At 43.1% G+C, this 19,451-nt stretch carries 15 protein-coding genes and 1 other RNA gene; 8 read left to right on the top strand and 8 right to left on the bottom strand.

The window, feature by feature from the left end; genetic code table 11:
* Positions 1-91: 91 nt before the first annotated feature.
* Complete coding sequence (locus EGV92_RS10700; protein WP_131669271.1) at positions 92-373, bottom strand: hypothetical protein; 282 nt, start codon at positions 371-373, stop codon at positions 92-94.
* A gap of 412 nt (positions 374-785) precedes the next feature.
* On the bottom strand, positions 786-1,457 hold the full coding sequence (locus EGV92_RS10695) for an alpha/beta hydrolase (RefSeq protein ID WP_131669270.1): 672 nt from the start codon (positions 1,455-1,457) through the stop codon (positions 786-788).
* A 302-nt stretch (positions 1,458-1,759) separates the two neighbouring features.
* Here EGV92_RS10695 and EGV92_RS10690 point away from each other — a divergent pair, with 302 nt between their 5' ends.
* From EGV92_RS10690 to EGV92_RS10665, 6 genes are all read left to right on the top strand, one after another.
* Complete coding sequence (locus EGV92_RS10690) at positions 1,760-3,097, top strand: glycerophosphodiester phosphodiesterase family protein (RefSeq protein ID WP_131669269.1); 1,338 nt, start codon at positions 1,760-1,762, stop codon at positions 3,095-3,097.
* A gap of 138 nt (positions 3,098-3,235) precedes the next feature.
* Positions 3,236-4,012: a sulfite exporter TauE/SafE family protein gene (locus tag EGV92_RS10685; protein ID WP_131669268.1), complete on the top strand. Its 777-nt coding sequence runs from the start codon at positions 3,236-3,238 to the stop codon at positions 4,010-4,012.
* A 332-nt stretch (positions 4,013-4,344) separates the two neighbouring features.
* Positions 4,345-5,106: a winged helix-turn-helix domain-containing protein gene (locus EGV92_RS10680; protein ID WP_131669267.1), complete on the top strand. Its 762-nt coding sequence runs from the start codon at positions 4,345-4,347 to the stop codon at positions 5,104-5,106.
* Positions 5,107-5,114: 8 nt separating this feature from the next.
* A complete protein-coding gene (gene creC / locus EGV92_RS10675; protein ID WP_242678696.1) occupies positions 5,115-6,977 on the top strand; it encodes a two-component system sensor histidine kinase CreC in 1,863 nt (620 codons plus the stop codon).
* 223 nt (positions 6,978-7,200) lie between these two features.
* Positions 7,201-8,709, top strand: coding sequence for a cell envelope integrity protein CreD (gene creD / locus EGV92_RS10670; RefSeq protein ID WP_131669266.1), 1,509 nt, complete (start codon positions 7,201-7,203; stop codon positions 8,707-8,709).
* A gap of 63 nt (positions 8,710-8,772) precedes the next feature.
* Positions 8,773-9,048 (top strand): hypothetical protein, encoded by a 276-nt coding sequence (locus EGV92_RS10665; RefSeq protein WP_131669265.1) that lies wholly within the window; start codon positions 8,773-8,775, stop codon positions 9,046-9,048.
* Positions 9,049-9,290: 242 nt separating this feature from the next.
* Here the strand turns inward: EGV92_RS10665 and ffs are convergent.
* Positions 9,291-9,387, bottom strand: an RNA gene (ffs, locus tag EGV92_RS10660) — signal recognition particle sRNA small type.
* A 355-nt stretch (positions 9,388-9,742) separates the two neighbouring features.
* On the opposite strand from ffs, the gene EGV92_RS10655 reads away from it, so the two are divergent.
* On the top strand, positions 9,743-10,477 hold the full coding sequence (locus tag EGV92_RS10655; protein WP_131669264.1) for an SIMPL domain-containing protein: 735 nt from the start codon (positions 9,743-9,745) through the stop codon (positions 10,475-10,477).
* A 179-nt stretch (positions 10,478-10,656) separates the two neighbouring features.
* On the opposite strand, the gene EGV92_RS10650 is transcribed toward EGV92_RS10655, so the two are convergent.
* Positions 10,657-11,418: a DUF4124 domain-containing protein gene (locus EGV92_RS10650; RefSeq protein ID WP_131669263.1), complete on the bottom strand. Its 762-nt coding sequence runs from the start codon at positions 11,416-11,418 to the stop codon at positions 10,657-10,659.
* A gap of 371 nt (positions 11,419-11,789) precedes the next feature.
* Positions 11,790-13,199, bottom strand: a complete 1,410-nt coding sequence (glnA, locus tag EGV92_RS10645) for a type I glutamate--ammonia ligase (RefSeq protein ID WP_131669262.1) — start codon at positions 13,197-13,199, stop codon at positions 11,790-11,792.
* 1,179 nt (positions 13,200-14,378) lie between these two features.
* Between glnA and EGV92_RS10640 the strand changes: the two genes are divergently transcribed.
* Positions 14,379-16,070, top strand: a complete 1,692-nt coding sequence (locus tag EGV92_RS10640; protein WP_131669261.1) for a tyrosine-type recombinase/integrase — start codon at positions 14,379-14,381, stop codon at positions 16,068-16,070.
* Positions 16,071-16,334: 264 nt separating this feature from the next.
* Here the strand turns inward: EGV92_RS10640 and EGV92_RS10635 are convergent, their stop codons facing one another.
* From EGV92_RS10635 to EGV92_RS10625, 3 genes are read right to left on the bottom strand one after another with little or no spacing between them, the layout of a single operon-like run.
* Positions 16,335-16,829, bottom strand: coding sequence for a glycoside hydrolase family 108 protein (locus EGV92_RS10635; RefSeq protein WP_131669260.1), 495 nt, complete (start codon positions 16,827-16,829; stop codon positions 16,335-16,337).
* Positions 16,830-16,889: 60 nt separating this feature from the next.
* Entirely contained in the window at positions 16,890-17,213 is a 324-nt protein-coding gene (locus EGV92_RS10630) for a phage holin family protein (protein ID WP_131669259.1), read from the bottom strand.
* A 50-nt stretch (positions 17,214-17,263) separates the two neighbouring features.
* Positions 17,264-19,183 carry a glycosyl hydrolase family 28-related protein gene (locus EGV92_RS10625; protein ID WP_131669258.1) on the bottom strand — a complete coding sequence of 640 codons (1,920 nt, stop codon included), beginning with the start codon at positions 19,181-19,183 and terminating at the stop codon, positions 17,264-17,266.
* Positions 19,184-19,451: the final 268 nt, after the last annotated feature.

Below are 19,451 nucleotides of genomic sequence, written 5' to 3'. Positions count from 1 at the left end.
CTTATTTTTAGAATCATTATCCCTATGGCTATCGGTCAAGCTCGCCAGTGCTTATTAAGAGCTACTACTTAAAAGTGTTACCACTCCACACCTACTCACAAGTTTCTGCATTTAATAGCAGATTAAGTACCGCTACCCCTCCAGTGTCAAAAACTGACAACCTCGTATTAACGTCGTTGGCTTGGACAGACTTATCTGCAAAATAAAACTCATGACAGGAAGCCTTAATCTCCTCTTCAGATAAGAAACTGTTCCTTAACTTGCGCTTTTCTTTTGCACTTAGCTCCCCACTATATTGAAAGTCAAACGACATTAAATAAGGCGGCAATCTTATACTGCGCACTGTGAGATCTTCATGATCTATACCATACACATCTTGATCTCTTTCTACCTGCTGCGTCGCTATGTTAAATAGCTTATGGACTTTTGATACATCAGTATAACCATGTTTTCGTCCACAAGACTCATCTCTTTCAGGGCTCTATCCCTATCCGATAGCTCATCCTATCGAATAGGCTGAGGGTGATAAGCTCAGTATAGTTGTGACAGAGCCTATCGATGCCAGCTTCTTCATAGCCTTTCTTATAATAACTAATTATCATTAAACAAACATTATGGCAAAACTAAATAAATCGCCATAGTTATTTATATTTTAGAGAATTATTGATAATAGCTATTGTGATGTAATGACGTAGTTAATATAACAAAAAAAAACCAACCATATCATATAGTTGGTCTTACAACTTTATAACAAAGAAAGCTAGATTTATTACTTATCTGGAGAACTATCCCAGTACTTCATTTAACCACTCACCAATATCATGAATCTGTGGCATACACACTTGATGTGCCATAGGATAGGTACGATAGACGACTTCATAGCCTTTGGCTTCCAGTACTCTATAAGCTTTTTCGCCTAGTATCGCAGGTACGACGGGATCATGCGTACCATGATTAATCATGATTGGCATCTCTTTATTCGCCTCGCTATAGTCGATATGATCATTAGAGGCAAGGTATGTCGATAGTGTCAGTAGTCCCGCTAGCTTTTGGCGATGACCAAGTGCGACATGGTAAGCCACTGCCCCACCTTGAGAGAATCCTGCAATAACAATATTCTCAGCAGGTACGCCCCGCTCAATCTCACGCTCGATAAGATCATTAATCTTCTGTGCCGACTTCTCAATCTGCACAATATCCACCTTACGGTCAATGCTCATCTCAAGGATGTCATACCATGCTGGCATCACCATCCCCCCATTAATAGTCACCGGAATCTGCGGTGCATGGGGGAATACAAAACGCACTGCTAAATCTTGTGCTAAGCCAAGCTGCGGCACGACGGGTTCAAAGTCATGACCACTAGCACCAAGGCCATGCAACCAAATTACGGCATGGTCAATGTCCTTACAGCTAGGATTATGCTCTACAGTTACACAATCTAAGTAATCGCTCATTGTCTGTCCCTTCTTAATGGTTACATTATTAGATATAAAATTTAATCTGTCTGTCATCAATTCTTAAACACTACTAAGTATGGTTAAGGTCGGTCTGATCCTAGTTATTAGTGACCTATTGTTACTCCTCACTCTTCTCTTAGTAGTGATCTGGCTAATTACTAAGCTGAGTCACTTTACACTTTTAATCAGCTTTTTACCTTTGCCAAGTGTCCTATTTTACTTATGCTCATAACTGAGCAGTTTTCTATACCAACTACTTACATTTATAGCTTTATTACAATTGTATAGGGACAGTTTACATGACAACTTCAAGCAATTCATTAGCCTCGCTCAGGAAAATAGCTCATATTACTATTGCCCTTCCACTTTTGGCAGCCGGTACACTTATGATGACGGGCTGTGATGAAGATAATAACGATACTACTGTGGATGACCCAAAGCTTTCTACGCCCACGACCGAGCAAAAAGTAGCCTACAGCTATGGAGTGCGGCCATTTTATCTAGTAGACGACATGGATGCAGGGCCATTAAAAGACGAGCTACTCGCTTGTAAGTCGCAAACGCCAAGTAAAACGGATTTCTCAATAGCTCATCGCGGCGCACCCTTGCAGTTCCCAGAACACACATACGATGGCTATATGGCTGCCGCACGTATGGGGGCTGGTATCTTAGAATGCGATGTGGCCTTTACCAATGATGGTGAGCTGGTCTGCCGTCATGCACAAAACGATCTACATACGACGACCAATATCGTCGCCACGACTCTTGCGAATAAGTGTACCGTAGCACCAATGGTCGATACCAATGGCAACTTGAGTAATGCCGCAAGTATCGAGTGCCGCACCTCTGACATCAGTAAAGATGAGTTCAAAAGCTTGACGGGTAAGATGGATGCGGCTAACACACAAGCGACCACTATTGCTGGCTATATGAATGCCACTGCCCCATGGCGTACTGATTTGTACACACAAAACGGTCAATTACTGACGCTAGAGGAACATATTGCATTGGCAAAAAGCCTCGGGATGAAGCAAACGCCAGAGCTTAAAACACCAGCCGTCGCCATGCCATTTAATGGCTATAGCTTAGATGATTACCGTCAACAACTTATCGATACCTATAAGGCCGCTGGCGTATCAGCCGATGATGTCTATGCCCAATCATTTAATATCGAAGATGTGGAGTACTGGATCAATAATGAGCCTGCCTTTGGTGCTAATGCTGTCTATCTGGTCGATGACAGTAATGAGACTGCTGATGGTCGCACCTTTAACAAAGACGATACGACGACATGGAAGCACTCTATGGCTGAGATTAAAGCTAAGGGCATCAATATCATCGCTCCGCCGTCTTGGATACTGGTCACTACCGATGGCAATGGCAAGCTACTACCGTCAGAGTACGCTAAGCAGGCCAAAGCCAATGGTCTGGACATTATCACTTGGTCACTTGAACGCTCAGGCCCTCTCGCGAGCGGCGGCGGTTGGTACTATACGGGTCTTGACGATGCGATAAATAACGATGGTGATATGATGAACTATATTGATGTTCTCGCTCAAGATGTGGGTGTTAAAGGCATCTTCTCAGACTGGCCCGCAACGGTGAGCTACTACGCCAACTGTAAAGGGCTTCAATAACCCTCAACTCAAGAAAAGCAGCTTAATAGCCAGCCTTTGATAGTCAACTTGATAATAATTAGGTTGGCTTTTACCGACGATTGGCTTATTTATAGTAAGGATGTTAGGTTAGATGAGTTATTTATTAGGTGACCAATCATGCTTGAAATACTCAATCCTTTGTTAGCTGACACGTCGCTTTGGGTATATTTTGGCCTATTTATCGCCGGTATTGCTGCTTTTATCATCTCTACAATATCTGGGGGCGGAGGCGCGCTACTACTGATACCTCTAACGTCATGGCTTATCGGTACCGTAAATGCGCCGCCGGTAATTAACTTGGGGACCTTTATCGGTCGCCCAGTTAGATTATTTCTATTCTGGAAAGATATCGACTGGCAGCTGGTACGCTATTATGCGCCTAGCGCCATTATTGGTGCAGGCCTTGCTGGGCTCATATTTAGTAAGTTAGATGCGCATTGGATTCAGCTAGCAGTAGGGGTATTTTTAGTCTCTACGCTACTACAATATCGCTTCGGCAAGATCGATAAAACCTTCAATATGCCTAAAGTTGGCTTTATTCCATTGGGGTTTATCGTTGCATTGGTGAGCACCTTGGTCGGTGGTCTCGGTCCGATAATGAACCCATTTTATATGAATGTCGGCTTACAAAAAGAGGACTTAATAGCGACCAAGACGGCCAATGCCTTTATCGTAGGATTCGCGCAGATTGGTAGTTATTCATTCTTTGGAATATTAACGGGTAAATTATGGCTATTTGGTTTGGCTTTAGGCTTAGGCGCCACTCTGGGCAACGTCATTGGTAAGCGCTTCTTGGCAAATATGAGCGTGAGACAATTTCGCGCGGCTCTCATTGCACTCATGGTCATTAGCGGCATAATCATGATTTACAATAATTGGCAGCTCGTACTCTAACGACTTCTCAAACACCTCCCAAATTATTTAATATCACTTGACGACGCTTATAGCTAGCTGCTGATAAAAACGATATAGTGGCTCTGGGATGACGTTTTTGTAGCCTCTGGGAGCTGAACACAGCAAGTCAGAAAAGCTTATACTAGCTTGGCATCATCATGTCGTGACTTTATATCTAGTAATTTTATATCCAGTAACTTTATATCTAGTATATTTTATTTAGAATCGACTATAGTGTCATTTCCATTGAATTTTCACGTTGTCCAAATAGTAGTCACCTTAAACTGTGCTAGGATATCACCATAGTCTTAGTAAAAGAAAAGCTTGCCACTATGAGTACCACTCCTCACATACTACTGGTTGAAGATGACCCCGCCATTGCCACCTCCTTGAAGATAACCTTCAAACGCGAAGGCTGGCAGTTGACTTGGCTCGACAATGCCAGTGCTGTCCTTCCGACGCTTCGAACGCTAATGAGCTCAGCCACAGCGCTCACCGGTATCATTCTCGATGTTGGCTTGCCAGATGGTGATGGACTCAGCTTATGTCAGCAGATTCGTCATAGTAAAGATATCGGCTCTCAGGCGGATCTGCCCATTCTATTCTTAACCGCTAGAAGTGATGAGGTGGATCGTATATTGGGGTTGGAGATGGGTGCGGATGATTATTGTGCCAAGCCGTTTAGTCCGCGAGAGCTCGTCGCTAGGCTAAAAGCAATCTGGCGACGAGAGCAACTTATCGCCCAGGCGCAGCCCGAAGCTAATACCGAGACTGCTAATGAGCCGCAGCAATTTGACTCCCCTTATGGTAGCTGGCAGTATGAGCCGATGGATTATAGCTTACACTGGCAGGGTCAAAAGCTTGAGCTTAGTAATACCGAGCGCAAACTTCTGATGGCACTGCTTAGTGCTCCCAAGCAAGTCTTTAGTCGCGAGCAGTTGCTAGAGGCCATCAGCGACTATCCCGATCACCGATTGGCTCGCACTATTGATAGCCATATCAAATCTATTCGTAAATTATTGGCTAAAATCGATGCCGACACTGAGGTGATTCATACTCATCGAGGCTTAGGCTATAGTCTAAGCCCCGCATAAGCCAAACTATGAACGCTCCTAGCGATGAGCCAAAGCATACAGTTAATGTCACTCACTCTATTAGTGATACAGCTAACTGTACTACCAGCACTGCTATGGATGACCAAGAGCTATCTGCGGCCGCTCAAAACTGGTATGCCAAGCTGCACCCCATTGGCACTGCAGTAGAGCCTTCCCAATCCTCTAATAAATCGCCAGCAACGCGCCCTCTTAATCTAAGTATTTTCTTTCGTATTTGGCTGGCCGTCGCCGTGATTATCGTCGTCTCAAGCTTAGTGGCTTTTTCGCAGCTTTTTGAATACGTCAAGCCTACCACGCAGCAGGTCATTGAAGACACGCTAGTCGATACCAGTATGTTGTTAGCAGCCAGTCTTAAGCTACCTATGCAATCAGGCAGAATCTACGATAGCGATTACCAAGAAGCCTTAGACCAAGCTTTTATCGGAACGAAGCCTAGCATTGAGACCTTGACCGCAAAAGCGGACGATAAGAATAACCCAGCACAGCCTTGGTATCATCAAAAAACCCATAGTAGCTTTCGCGTCTATGTCACCGATGCAAATGGCATCGTCATCTATGACTCACAGCCGAATGAGCGCAACGCTGAGGGGCAGGACTATAGCCGCTGGAACGATGTCTATCTATCTATGCGCGGAAAGTATGGTGCACGCATTACCGCGCAGCGTCCGGGCGACTCGACATCCTCAGTCATGTATGTGGCACAGCCTATCTTAGATGAGGAAGGAGTGCTACTTGGTATTGTCAGTGTTGGTAAGCCTGTGGCAACTATTGTGCCCTATCTTGATACCACGCGTAGTCGGATGTTTACTGCACTTCTTGTCATCAGTCTTTTGGCACTAATTATGGCGGGATTGGTCGCTTGGTGGCTAAAGCAAAGCATGGCTTTGGTGACACGCTATACCCGATCACTCGCCAAGCAAACCAATAAGCCCTACTTCTATCTCGGTCGTGAGCTTAATGAGCTATCTGATACGATCGAGGGGATGAAGCATCGCCTTGAGAATCGCGCTTATGTCGCCGATTACGTTCATACCCTAACGCATGAGCTAAAAAGTCCGCTGACAGCCATTCGCGCCAGCGGTGAATTGCTTGAAGACCCAGCATTGGACGAAGAAGATCGGCTGATGCTCAGTCAAACGATCACTGAGCAGAGTATTAAGCTGCAATCTTTAATAGACCGACTCCTATTATTAGCCAAGGTAGAGCAGCCTACTTTTAAGCTGCACAAAGAGCCGGTATACCTACCTGACTTTCTTCAATCACTGCTTCATCTGTCTGAGGCAAAACGTCAGCAAAAGCAGCTCGCACCGATTCCAATTTGGCTAAATGAGCAGCCTATCCGCTTAGACGAAATAGAGGCACATAGTGCTCGTGAGACCTTAAGCTTATCTGCTGATAAATTCTGGCTTAGCCAGGCGCTACAAAATATCCTCGACAATGCCATCTATTTTGCTCGGTCACAGGTCATCATTAATTTGCGTCCTCATCAGCATACCATCCAAATTGATGTGTTTAATGATGGTGACTTGATTCCGCATTATGCTTTAAATAAAGTCTTTGATCGCTACTTTAGCCTCTCTCATCAGGCCAATCAAGCCAGCTTGCAGCAACAGTCACGCTCGCAAGTCAAAAAAGGTACTGGGCTTGGCCTCACCTTAGTCAAGCAAGTGGTCGAGCATCACGGCGGTAGCGTTAGCATTCGCAATATCACTAAGATTGATACAGACGAGCATGATATGCAGGCCCCCAAAGCCCCTTCAACCCATACTCACGATATCAGCGACCTAACCGCAGGAGTACTGGTCACAGTTGAGCTGCCTCTAGCCCCCGCCTCCGCGTTTGAGACATAAAAACTTATAACAAAAAAGTCATAAAAACTATTAGCTCTTAAATACCACTCTCCCCAAGTGTCAATCCATCATTTTTTCATTTTGTCCCCATCAACTTTTCTTATCACTATCGTAAATTAGATATTACTAACTCAAGGTGTGGCTTTAACGTTGGCGTTAACGTTGGCATGGTCATTCGATCTGCAAGCCACCACAACCTGTCTAATAATAATTAGGAAGTGATATGCAAAAAACCTTAATGATAAAACTGTCAGTCATTGGTGGACTCTGCTTACTGTTTGCCATTGGTCTTAGCCTTATTCAGTCACTGGTTTATGAGCGGCAGCAATATTCAGATTCCGTGATTAGCGAGATCAGCAGTCAGCACGTTAATCCTCAGGAAGTCATCACCCCTTTTATTGCTGTGCCCACGACCATCACGCCAGCTTGCAAAGCCTATGATTCTGAAAAATGCCCAAAGGCCTATCAAACCACGACACCGCAATTTGCCAAGAGCACCAAAGCTGAGCAATCACTAGCCGTCAATACCGATACCTATAAGCGCGGTATCTATCATGCGACCAGCTACCAGGGTCAGCTAAATTTTAAGCAGCAATACACCTTAATCAATACCAAGCTGCCTACCGCCAGCACTGAGACAACTACTACAACTGCCCTCGCAGCTGACGCTACGGACAACTCGTACTATGAGCGCGGTGAGCGAATCGATTACGATTGGCAAGACGCTCGGCTAATTATTCCCGTTTCTGATTTACGCGGCGTATCCCAGCTGCCTACCGTAAAGATAAATGGTCAGGTAATGACAGCCAACTACCCTGCAACGCCCAAAATGTCAGGGCTAAGTTACGTCGAAGTCGTGCTGCCTAGCGACTTAGCACAAAAACCAAAGCTTCAACTCGCCATCGAGCTGCCGCTTATAGGTCTAAGCGCCATTCGAACCGTACCTCTGGGTCAGCACTTCTCCTTAACCATGACGAGCGACTGGCATGCGCCAAACTTCATTGGTCAAGCCCTTCCCGCGCAAAAGTCAATGGACAACCAAGGCTTTAAAGCGACGTGGGGAAACCAGTATTTGACAGTCGCAAACAATCAAATGATCAGTCAGTGTCTGACGCGCCCAAACACAGGCTGTGACATTCAAGCCAATCTAGCAGCTCTAGGGGGACAAAATGACAATGGTATTGACGCGATGCGCCAAGCAGAGATAGCCCTCATTGAAGCTACAGACAACGCAGGCAGTCAAGTTAGGCAGCCGGTTCAACTTAATGGCTTCGGGGTTAGCTTTGCCGAGCCTAATGACGTCTACTTGCAAACTGAACGCACTATGAAATATGCACTACTACTTATTATGGTATCGTTCGGAACGTTCTTTTTATTTGAAGTTATCAAATCGCTACGCATTCACCCTATCCAATACCTATTGGTTGGCTCGGCACTACTAGTATTTTATGTGCTATTACTGCCACTTGCTGAGCAGGTTGCTTTCTGGCAAGCCTATGTTATTGCCGCCACTGCCTGTATAGGACTTATCGGCTGGTACACCTACTACGTCCTAAATAGCGTCAAGCGAGCTGCCATATTTACGGTCATCTTGGGCGGACTATACGCAGGCTTCTACGGTATCTTGACCACCGAAGATATGAACCTCCTACTTGGTGCCATCTTCTGCTTTGTACTGCTGGCAAGCGTGATGTATCTCACTCGAAAAATTGACTGGTATCAAGTCGCGTAAGCCTACCTATTCGATAGCAACTTGTACTTCAAAAGCTACTAAATAACAGATAAAGGACTGATTATGAAACAAGGTATTGAAAACTCTTTTACCAGCTTTGGCAATGTTGGTAGTATGGTTTATGGCATCAAGCGCCAGTCGTGTGAATGGGTGACTAGCTCGCCTCTACAGCTTGGCAGTACCCGTCAGGACTGTAGTACCTATTTAACTCAGCGGAGCATTGCCAGTATTAACTTTGCTCATTGGCTCGCCATTCCTACACTACAACTACTATTAGTCTTCAGGGGGCAGCACTGTATTGCTATTGAAAAACTAACCCCGCCGGCACACTTAACGTAGCATCTTATTTAATTTAAAGACCAAAAAAAAGCGAACAACTCAGTAGCTTGTTCGCTTTTAGGTATCTGTTTTCACTTAATAAAGACTTATATCTAGGCCATATGACAATACTTGATGATTAAAAATCAATAAATAACCACTCATCAAATTGGCTACCTAACAGCGACCAACATAGCTCAAAAAATACTTTATATTCAACTGCTTATAATTAATCTAACGAATTTTAGACAAAAAAAAAGCGACCCCATCAGCACATCCTCGGCACACATTGAATCCACTACCGTTGCTACCTTCCGGTCCTGGCGGGGTTCGTAGTACAATGTTGCGAGGCTACCAATGGAGCCACCAAGGGGTATTATACCGATATTTATCTGAATTACAAGTTTGTGATTAAATTAACTGCGCGTACTGTTTAAATTGTAGCTATTTTCATAGCAAATTCAGGTCTAAAAACCTTAGCGTGCTTAGATAGTTAGTCCTAACTTTTGCTCCCGACTTATAACCTGTCAGTAAGAAGGATGACTTACCACCGCCGCAGAGTACTGAAGCTACAATAACAATTATCTAACAGCGGGAACAGGCGCAATTGATAAAGCTACATAGCAATCGTGTTATAAATAGTAATTAATTAAAAGTAGTCAATTAACACAAGCTGCCCTGCTTTGTAATCCGTTCAACTATAAGAGGAATAATAATGATGTCATCTAAATACTTAAGCCAGATAAATAAAGCGCTTTTCACTTCAGGCACGGCGCTATCATTGTCTGCGCTATTGACTATAGGTAGTACTGCCCATGCCGAACCAACTGGCTACAATCAGTTGACCTTTTCATCTGAAGTAAAGTCTGAAATCGCCAATGACGAAGTTCGCGCTAGTCTATACAAAAAAGTGCAAGCGAGCGATGCCAAAACCTTAGCGCGTCAATTAAATACGGCTATAAATGCAGCCACCACCATAGCCAAGCGCTACCCTACGGTCACGGTCAGTACCGGCCAACAGCGCACTTACCCTCGCTATGATAAGAATGACAAAATCATAGGCTGGACTGGTCAGGCGAACATCGATCTAAAAAGTACAGATTTTACGGCAACCAGCCAGCTTATTGCCGACTTACAAGAAACTTTGGTGATGGATAGTTTAAACTTTGGCGTGTCTGAGGCTAAGAAGGATGAGCTAGAACGTCAGCTTATGAGCCGCGCATCAAAAGCATTTCAAGAGCAAGCCCAAAGTCTAACGGCAGCTTGGGGTGCTAAAGGCTACCGTGTCATTAATGTCAATCTAAATACTGGGCAGAATTATCCACGCCCAGTATATGGCACTATGATGAAGGCAGAAGCTATGAGCAGTTCTGTACCATCGCAAAACTTTGAATCCGGCGACAGCACCATTACAGTATCGGCAAATGGTACGATTGAGATGGTTAAATAACTTAGCATATTGATTGGTATTGATGACTGACTTGTAAAAGCGGCTCATCTAAACAGGTATCGAATCCTGTATTATTCTGCCCAAAAAAAGCGGCTCATAGTCAATGAGCCGCTTTTTATGGGTATTAATAATATTAGCAAACCTTTCTATTTCACTTTACTACTTATTTTATCTATTAGCTAATTAAAGGCCGAACTTACCGCAGGTTTGCTATTGTTTTTAGCCGCGCTATTGCCAGATTTTGAAGTGGCAACTGCTGGAAGATTTTGCTGCTGCAACTTTAGAAGCACCTTTTGGTGCCAAGGTAGCCGCTTATAGGCCATTAACTGCTCGGCTAACTGCTTTTTTTGCCTTAAAGCTTGGGTGTTTTGAATGATATAAATAGTGCGACTGACCTGATTGATAGTATCACCATTCGCGTTAATAATAGCTGCAGAGAGCTGATGCTGACCAGGCGTTAAATCTAAAGTTGCTATACTGGTAGTCAGACCCTGTGCCACTTCATTACCATCTAGGTAGATTATGACAGTATCACCTGATTTAAGTGCAGGCGAGAGGCTCAGCTGAACGTCTATCGTTTGCGCTGGTCGGCGATAAGCACGCGAGCTTTCAGGCGACGTTAATGACAGTCGATAGTCAGAAGCCCTAGATACTGCCTGCGACTCTGCTGCTGGAGACGCTGATTCGCTTAGACCAGCAGCAGTGCCCACTGAGCTATCAGATTGGGCTGTAGCATAAGGCTGTGATGTCGTCTGGATATGGGTGTCGACGACCTGCTTATGACTGTCTTGTTGATAGCTATTAGGACGGTCTGTAAAAGTCACTTGACCTGTATTTTCGTCAATGACTTTGTAGATTGTCCCAGCGTTAGCTGTATTTAAGCCAATCGAGGTGAGCGTCGTAGTAAGCATTACAGCCAAGACATTAGTTATCAGTTTCATCAAAGCCTTCTTTAGTTAGTCCGAATCTATAAGGGCGGTTACAGGGTGCTTGAGCACTGTTTTTTGCTGATCTAGGATATGACCCATACCCCCACTATACCAACATTCGACCTTCTATACTATCTATTACCTTAGTCATAGACTACGAAAAATTCACCCTAGTATCGCTATAACACTTTTGCAGTGAGTCCACTATAAAGCTGACACACCAAACAACTGAGTGATAAAATTTAAGGTAGCTGCTAGGGAAGAGAGTTATTTTGCCATAAAAAAATCCAGCCAAAATGAACCTGACTGGACTCAAAACGAAGAGCTGTTTATTTATATGACAGATAGTGGAATAGCTCTAATTGAACTACTCCACCGAGCTATTAGCAGCTGTAGTACATATCGAATTCGATAGGATGTACAGTCTGGTTTAGACGCTGAACTTCTTCATCTTTTAGCTCGATATAAGCATCAAGCATATCTTTGGTGAAGACATCACCTTTTAATAAGAATTCGTGATCGTCTTTTAGTGCTTGCAAGGCAACTTCTAAATTCTCAGCGACTGTTGGGATTAGCGCTTCTTCTTCTGGCGGCAAGTCATACAAGTTTTTGTCTGCGGCATCGCCAGGATGCATTTTGTTTTGGATACCGTCAAGGCCAGCCATCAATAGCGCTGCAAAAGCCAAGTATGGGTTAGCCGTTGGATCAGGGAAGCGTGCTTCAACACGGACTGCTTTTGGACTGGTCACGTATGGAATACGGATAGACGCTGAGCGGTTACGAGCTGAGTAAGCCAGTTTAATTGGCGCTTCATAGTGAGGTACTAGACGCTTATAGCTGTTGGTCGATGGGTTCACAATCGCATTTAGGGCGCGTGCGTGTTTGATGATACCACCGATGAAATACAAGGCTGTCTCAGAAAGTCCCGCATACTCATCACCGGCGAAGGTGTTGACACCGTCTTTAGAGATTGACATGTGTACGTGCATACCTGAGCCGTTATCACCAACCATAGGCTTGGGCATAAAGGTAGCCGTTTTACCAAATTGATGCGCAACATTATGGACAGCGTACTTCATTTGCTGAACTTCATCCGCTTTACGAACCATAGTGTTAAATGAGACACCGATTTCAGACTGGCAAGAAGCAACTTCATGATGATGCACCTCAACGCGATCTTTGCCCATGATGTCTTCGATACGCTGACACATTACTGAACGAATATCTTGGCTGCTATCGATTGGTGGTACTGGGAAGTAGCCACCTTTGACACGTGGGCGATGGCCCATGTTGCCCCACTCATACGCTTCGTTAGTCGACCAAGCGGCTTCTTCAGCGGTAATCTTAGAGCTAGATCCTGACATGTCGACCGACCATTTTACGTCATCAAAGATGAAGAATTCTGGCTCAGGACCAAAGTAGGCGGTGTCGCCGATACCTGTAGACTTTAAGTACTCTTCTGCACGGCGAGCAATCGAGCGTGGATCGCGCTCATAGCCTTGCATAGTCGTTGGCTCAATGATGTCACAAGTGACCACGACAGTTGGTGCGTCAAAGAACGGATCAATAAATGCAGTCTCTGGGTCTGGACGCAAAATCATGTCTGAAGCTTCAATGCCTTTCCAGCCAGCGACAGATGACCCATCAAACATCTTACCATCTTCTAATACATCTTCATCAACGCTGGATGCAGGATAGCTGATATGTTGCTCTTTACCGCGAGTATCAGTAAAACGGAAATCAACCCATTTTGCATCAACTTCTTTGATGAGATCTAATAGTTTATTCGACATAAAGGACTCCCTAGTGATTATCATATGGTTAAGTTAAGCTTGGACACAGCCATGCCCATCATTAAATTTGTAAAATCATTATCCACATTTAACATTTAAGTATCATAAGTTATTAATGTCATGTACCGCGCTTAAGTATAGGTCAAGGCGCTTGAAAATCATAGGCACAATTCTAAATCTAACCCTGCCTATAATAAACGTTACGCTGATATGACTCATTATATCTATCGGTGCTCTCTTAAATCAGCTTTCAGATAACCCAAAGATAATAACAGTGATAGTGACAGTGAACGCGGGTTGCATTTTTCTTACTGCTTTTTAACTTCATTTTCAACCTTAGCTCTGGCACTTCTTGTTTTAACTTGTCTTCTCAACCTTAAACAACTTAAGCTAAGCCGTCTTACAATACTTCAAATATAACAAGATAGTATCACTACAATTGCAATCCTTATGCCATTCATGATTAACCGTTAATAATTTGATTAACCAGTGCGACCGTTATGATTTCACAATAATTGCACTATTTTAGTTCAAAATTACTGCTATAAATTAATCAATTTGGTGCTAGTTATCCTTAATTAGTTTAATAAGCACTTTAATGGTGCAAAGTTGGTCAGCTTTTAGTCGCAGTTAGGGGCGGTTAGGGTATAACCTTAATTAAATCATGAGACTAAAAGTGAGATAGATTTTGCAGAGAATACGAGCATAATGTCTAAACCACTTTTCGCCGAGTGCCGCTGTTAATCTAGGCTACAGCCAGTTTTAGTGCATCAAATGCTAGTATTGTTAGTTGATTACATGCCTCAGTAGCCATAAATCTCCTATCTTTAACTACTGCTTACCCGTCCCAGCACGGTGCTTTAGTTAGTCATATATTTTATCAATAATAAAATGATGCTAAGATGAGCGCTTACAGCAAAATTTAGATAACCTATCACCCATTAAGCTGTCTATTCACCGAACTCACTCCCATGACTATGCCTAACAAAATTTTATTTATCGATAACCACAATATGAGTAAAGATGATTTAAGATGATTTAAGATGAGTGATATTACAGTATTTACTTAAAAAAGCAGCAACTTAATCACCTTTCCTCAACTTTAATCATTATTCCTCATTGCACCTCATTTTTTTTTGAGTAAAATTGTGAGTAATATCAGCCGTTACTCACATAATTATGCTTACAGACACTCAAATTCGCAATCTAAAACCTACCAACAAAGTTTATCGTATAGCTGATCAGGGCGGTCTCTGCATCGAAGTCAGGCCCAGTGGAGGTAAGTTTTGGCGGTACCGATTCCGATTCGACCAAAAACCCAAAATGCAAGCGCTTGGTAGTTATCCATCTACAAGCTTGGCGGAAGCTAGAAGAAAGCACGAAGCATCAGTTAAGATATTAGAAAAAGGCATTAATCCTATTACTTATGCCGCCGAATTAAAAGAGAAAGCAGCAGCCGAACGCAGAAATCTTTTTTATTATTATGCTGAATCGTTTCTTAAAAAAATGAAAAGCAAAGGCAAGTCATCGGGCTATATCAGACAAATCAAGACTAATCAAGATAAACATATCCTTCCCGCTATTGGTGATAAGCCTATACGTGATATTGATACTATGGATATCACTCAAATGATGCATGATACAGCCAAAAGAGTCAAAGATACCAAACGGTATGGCACTGGAGAGGTTACTGCAGAAATTTGCAGGCAGCAAGTTAGTATGGTTTTCCGCCATGCTATGAGAACTAACAGAGGATTGCAAGACCCCACTATTGCAGCTAAGGGTGAAATTGAGCGTCCGCCGATAAATCATGCTAGAGATCTTGCTCGCGATGAATTGATTGAAATGCTAAATGCAGTTGCCCGTTATGGCGGCGTCGTTTCTACAAAAGGTGTTATTTGGACAATGTTATATACCATTACGCGTACAAAAGAAGCACGCCACATGAGGTGGGCGCATATCGACATAGAGCGTAAAGTATGGACTATTCCATTGGCTGAAATTTCAAAACGTCGTCAAGGCGAACGTAACATGAAATCTGATAGGCCTCATATAATACCGCTAAGCGACCAAATGATGACTATTATTAATTACATGAAGCCTGTGAGTGGTGGTGGAGAGTTTGTTTTTCCTTCGCCTAAAAATCCTAAAAATCCGTTAAGCTCCAGTACTGTTAATAGTGCTTTAAAGTACATGGGCCTAGATGATGTATCAGGACATGATACAAGGGCTACTTGTTCAACTTATTTGCACGGCATGGGCTTTAATACGGATCATATTGAGTTTCAAATGGCTCATATTGACGGCTCAGTGCGTGGAGTTTATAACTATGCTAAATGGCTACCTGAGCGTCGAAGCATGTTACAAGTTTGGGCTGATTATCTTGATGCACTAGTGAGCGACAAGCCAAAAGATGAAGATATTGTTCAGAATGCAAAAATACTATGCACTCAACCAACTTTATCTATAAAGAGTAATAAGTACGAGTGGAGAAATATTAATAAGAAAGAGTACGTCTCAGTTCAAGACTTGAATGGTGCGGGCGCAATAGACGACTTCGTAAAAGAGCTAGAAGCATGTTACAACATTAAGCTTACCGAAGTTGAAGCTCTTGATGTCTTCAGGTCTGCTGGCACTGAAAAGTTAATGACAACTCTACTCGATAAGACTTTAGCTAAAGATGGCAAAAAGAATTACCAATTAATTAAAAACAGTCCGGCATATGATGCCATAGTTAATGCTTTGTATGTCTTGCGTGGTAAAAATGCTTTAAATATGGGGTTTAAAGGCTGCAAAGACTTAAGTAAGGGCGATACTGATGAAGCTATGACTGATCTTTATATCACGCCCATTCAGCTTGAGACAAATTAAAAAAGGAAATATAGATGTTTATTAATCACAATCGCTGTCCAGACTGCGGCAATAGACTAAAACATTATTATTGGTATTGCGGACGATGTGGCAATCAGGATATAACAAATTGGAAAACAACTATTATTTTTGGTTTGATAATGATAATGGTAATAGCCATTGCCGCCTCATTTTTTATCAATAGATTTTGCAGTGTTGATAGCATGATGACGACGGCAATACTAAATAACTTTGGGGTTGAATGTAGATAGTGTTTTAAAACAATTAATTATCCTGAGCGGCATAACGCAGATTGCCAGCTACACGCCTTGCCCAGCCACGTCCAAAAGTTAACCAAGTCCGCAAATTGGTATAAAACTCTAGCCGTTCAGCATTAAAGAGCAGCACCACGTCATTTTTATCTTTAGCTTTGACGGCCGCCAAGGTGCGAGGCCCAATAATGCCATCAGTACTTGCACCCACTGCCTTTTGTAAAAACTTGATGGCTTGTCGGTTACCGTGGTTGTAAGCGGCATCTAGCACTTGCCATGCAATCAATGGATCTAACTCGTCACCATGCACAGCTTGCCAGTATAGTTTATCCGCGATAGCCTGCGCTGTGGCTTTGGGCAACTGCCGCATTGGACCATTGTAACCATAAGCACGAGCAACGCGCTTAGTAACCCCCCACATTGTCTCACCGCCGGGGTCCTTCGGGTTGTTGACGTAGCCACCCTCGTGGCCCATTAATCGATCAAACAAATCATTAAAAATACTCATACCGTTCTCCAGACATAAAAAAAGCCACTCATTAAAGTGGCTGTAATTAATGATATTTAATTAAATAGTTTTATCCATCGCTAAATCCCATAACTTAGCAATCCTATCAATAGCCCCGCCGCCAAGATGTCCGCTGATAGCAACAAAAACTGCTGTTAATAGCTGGCTAAAATCCCAATACTCGCACAGGTAAAATGTTAGCACCCCCGCAAATCCGCTAATGATCAACTCGCCGCTAAGCTTTACAAACAGCTCAGCCAGTGGTAACGGCTTACGTGATTTATTCAAACGCCGGATAAACGCTACTAAGCCGCCGGATAATGCTAGTAAAAACACCCACAGGTACGTGAGTGCGCTATAAGTAGTTGGGTCCTTACTGGGCATACACCCTCCTTAATTTTTTGGTAATAAAAAAACCCTCAAAAGAGGATTTTTTAAAAAGACAACCACTCGCCACCCAGTCCTATGAGGCTCAGAGCTGCTTTAGTTGTTAAAGATGCGGACGCAGCTCCATTTATTAACTCTCCTGATTTTGCAGTAACAATCAGCGTGTTTGCACTACTGTCTGTTTTGACAATAACAAGGACACGACCATAATCGGCACTTAAATTGCTCAGATCAACCGTTCGTGTGCCTCCTGTAGTATCAACAATAACAAGTCCTGTTGTTTTTAACGGTTTAATGTTGGATGATGTTATCTGAGCAGTATGTGCAAAACGACCGTGGTACTCATTACTCCCTGATGCTACTTTACATAGCCCCGTGTTACCTAGGTAGATATCTCCTTGATTTGGATTTAGAGTCAGCTTGTAACTATCACCGTAGCTTTGCATCGCTGCTGAGTAATTATAAGTACCTAAAGCTATACCAACATCTGGATAACCGGCATTAAGTGCAGCGTAAGTATTGGGGCTAAAGCTAACCTCTGACATATCTCTACCGTAAACAGCATACGGTCTATTAAGCTGCTTTACAGTAGCGCTTGAGATAGCGTTGCGCTTAATATTAGCAGTAGCTTTAGTCTTGTCAGCCGCATTAGCAAGTAGCATATCTGTTATCTGCACATTTGTGCCGACCTCGGGCACTGTAGACACTCCATTGCGTACCCAACGCTCTTTATAAGTAAAGCTCTTGATATTATCAACAAATAAGATGCCTTTGCCGTCTCGATTTTCAGCACCTGTATTGTTGATAACACAATTAATAACGCTTGCTGATGATAGAGAACGTAGTGTAGGTGGCTTAATGTATACGTGATAATCGTCAACACTATCTATGCAGTTACCCTCAAAAAAGCATTGGTTAGTTTCGACTGTATAACAGTCATCTACACGCAATCCGCTGCGATTACTAAACTGCGATGCTACGTCTTGCATGATAACTTCAGCTGATACGCTGTTAATGTAGACACTATGACTGGCGGCAGCATCATAGCGTCCTCCATAGATATGTAGGCCGCCAGTGGCAGTTCCGCCGTAAATGTTATGGCGCTTTGCTCTCAACCCCATACACTGCTCTATTTTGTGCGTCCAAGTCTCACTAAATACAAAGTTGTCGTAAAAATCCTCTACAACAACATCAAACATATAACAGTTGCGTATTGTCTTAGATTGTTGTATCCCAATATTACCCTCAACACCACTGCCTTTATTGCTAATCTTAAAGCCTGTCAAGTGTATATTCGCTAGCCAAGCTATGGTGTCTGGCGTTTTAAAACCAACTCCATTGTGATGGATATTAAACAGCGCAGAGCCACTACCCGATCCTTGCATCTGCACAGAGTTTGCTAAAATCACTGTATCTGTAAGCTTGTAAGTGCCGGACGGTATAATTACTGTTGCAGCCACCGTATTAATACTAAGTTTGGCTGTCTGCACAACAGTTGACGCATAGAGTATGGCATTTTGGATAGCAGCAGTGTCATCTGCAACCCCATCACCTTTTGCGCCAAAATCTTTTACAGATATAATGTCTGCGTTTTTTTCCGATTGAGTGCGAGCGACAGCATCGGGATGAGTTAGTCGAGTGCTAATACTGTCATCTGAGTTTGTCTTGCTCATACGTGACTTATAAAAAACTTTAACTCCGTATTGGTCTAACACTTTGACACTATACTCAAGCTCTTTTGCATAAATCTCAATCATGTCGCCATTAGCATTTAAAAAGCCACCTTTTGAGCGTACTGGCTGCATAGCTGGTATTGTCAAAGCCTCGTCATAATAAATATTAATTGGGTAAAATTCGGGGTCTTTGTCGGGTTCTCCAAAAAATACACGACCGTAATCTAACGGTCGACCAGCAGCATCACCGATGTATAAATGGGGCTGCACAGCTAAAGAGGTGCGTACTGACATTTTCTTTGCTCCATAAAAAAAGCCCAGCACGATGGCTGAGCGATAGGTATTAAAAAACCCCAACTATTGCTAGTCGGGGTATTTAAAGTAGTTTGTTTGGGTTAAGGGGTTAGATTTTCTTTAAGCCTACCATTAAATAAAGAGATTGGATTTACTGACGCAAAAACAAGATACTGTACAACTAAGCTGGGGATGCCAAAAACAAACAAAACCGCACTAGCCGAATCAACGCTAAAGTTTTCGATAAAGAAAGCAAAAATTGTCATAC

It is taken from the genome of Psychrobacter pygoscelis (assembly GCF_004335015.1).
Taxonomy (GTDB): Bacteria; Pseudomonadota; Gammaproteobacteria; order Pseudomonadales; family Moraxellaceae; genus Psychrobacter; species Psychrobacter pygoscelis.
The sequence above is the reverse complement of the archived record's forward strand: the minus strand, read 5'-3'. Positions and strand labels throughout refer to the sequence as shown.

What these genes read in the sequence shown, in the direction of transcription:
- EGV92_RS10625 (WP_131669258.1), bottom strand. Translation starts at nt 19,183, where the DNA reads ATGTCAGTACGCACCTCTTTAGCTGTGCAGCCCCATTTATACATCGGT.
- EGV92_RS10685 (WP_131669268.1), top strand. Translation starts at nt 3,236, where the DNA reads ATGCTTGAAATACTCAATCCTTTGTTAGCTGACACGTCGCTTTGGGTA.
- EGV92_RS10635 (WP_131669260.1), bottom strand. Translation starts at nt 16,829, where the DNA reads ATGAGTATTTTTAATGATTTGTTTGATCGATTAATGGGCCACGAGGGT.
- EGV92_RS10650 (WP_131669263.1), bottom strand. Translation starts at nt 11,418, where the DNA reads ATGAAACTGATAACTAATGTCTTGGCTGTAATGCTTACTACGACGCTC.
- EGV92_RS10655 (WP_131669264.1), top strand. Translation starts at nt 9,743, where the DNA reads ATGATGTCATCTAAATACTTAAGCCAGATAAATAAAGCGCTTTTCACT.
- EGV92_RS10690 (WP_131669269.1), top strand. Translation starts at nt 1,760, where the DNA reads ATGACAACTTCAAGCAATTCATTAGCCTCGCTCAGGAAAATAGCTCAT.
- EGV92_RS10680 (WP_131669267.1), top strand. Translation starts at nt 4,345, where the DNA reads ATGAGTACCACTCCTCACATACTACTGGTTGAAGATGACCCCGCCATT.
- glnA (WP_131669262.1), bottom strand. Translation starts at nt 13,199, where the DNA reads ATGTCGAATAAACTATTAGATCTCATCAAAGAAGTTGATGCAAAATGG.
- creC (WP_242678696.1), top strand. Translation starts at nt 5,115, where the DNA reads ATGAACGCTCCTAGCGATGAGCCAAAGCATACAGTTAATGTCACTCAC.
- creD (WP_131669266.1), top strand. Translation starts at nt 7,201, where the DNA reads ATGCAAAAAACCTTAATGATAAAACTGTCAGTCATTGGTGGACTCTGC.
- EGV92_RS10630 (WP_131669259.1), bottom strand. Translation starts at nt 17,213, where the DNA reads ATGCCCAGTAAGGACCCAACTACTTATAGCGCACTCACGTACCTGTGG.
- EGV92_RS10695 (WP_131669270.1), bottom strand. Translation starts at nt 1,457, where the DNA reads ATGAGCGATTACTTAGATTGTGTAACTGTAGAGCATAATCCTAGCTGT.
- EGV92_RS10665 (WP_131669265.1), top strand. Translation starts at nt 8,773, where the DNA reads ATGAAACAAGGTATTGAAAACTCTTTTACCAGCTTTGGCAATGTTGGT.
- EGV92_RS10640 (WP_131669261.1), top strand. Translation starts at nt 14,379, where the DNA reads ATGCTTACAGACACTCAAATTCGCAATCTAAAACCTACCAACAAAGTT.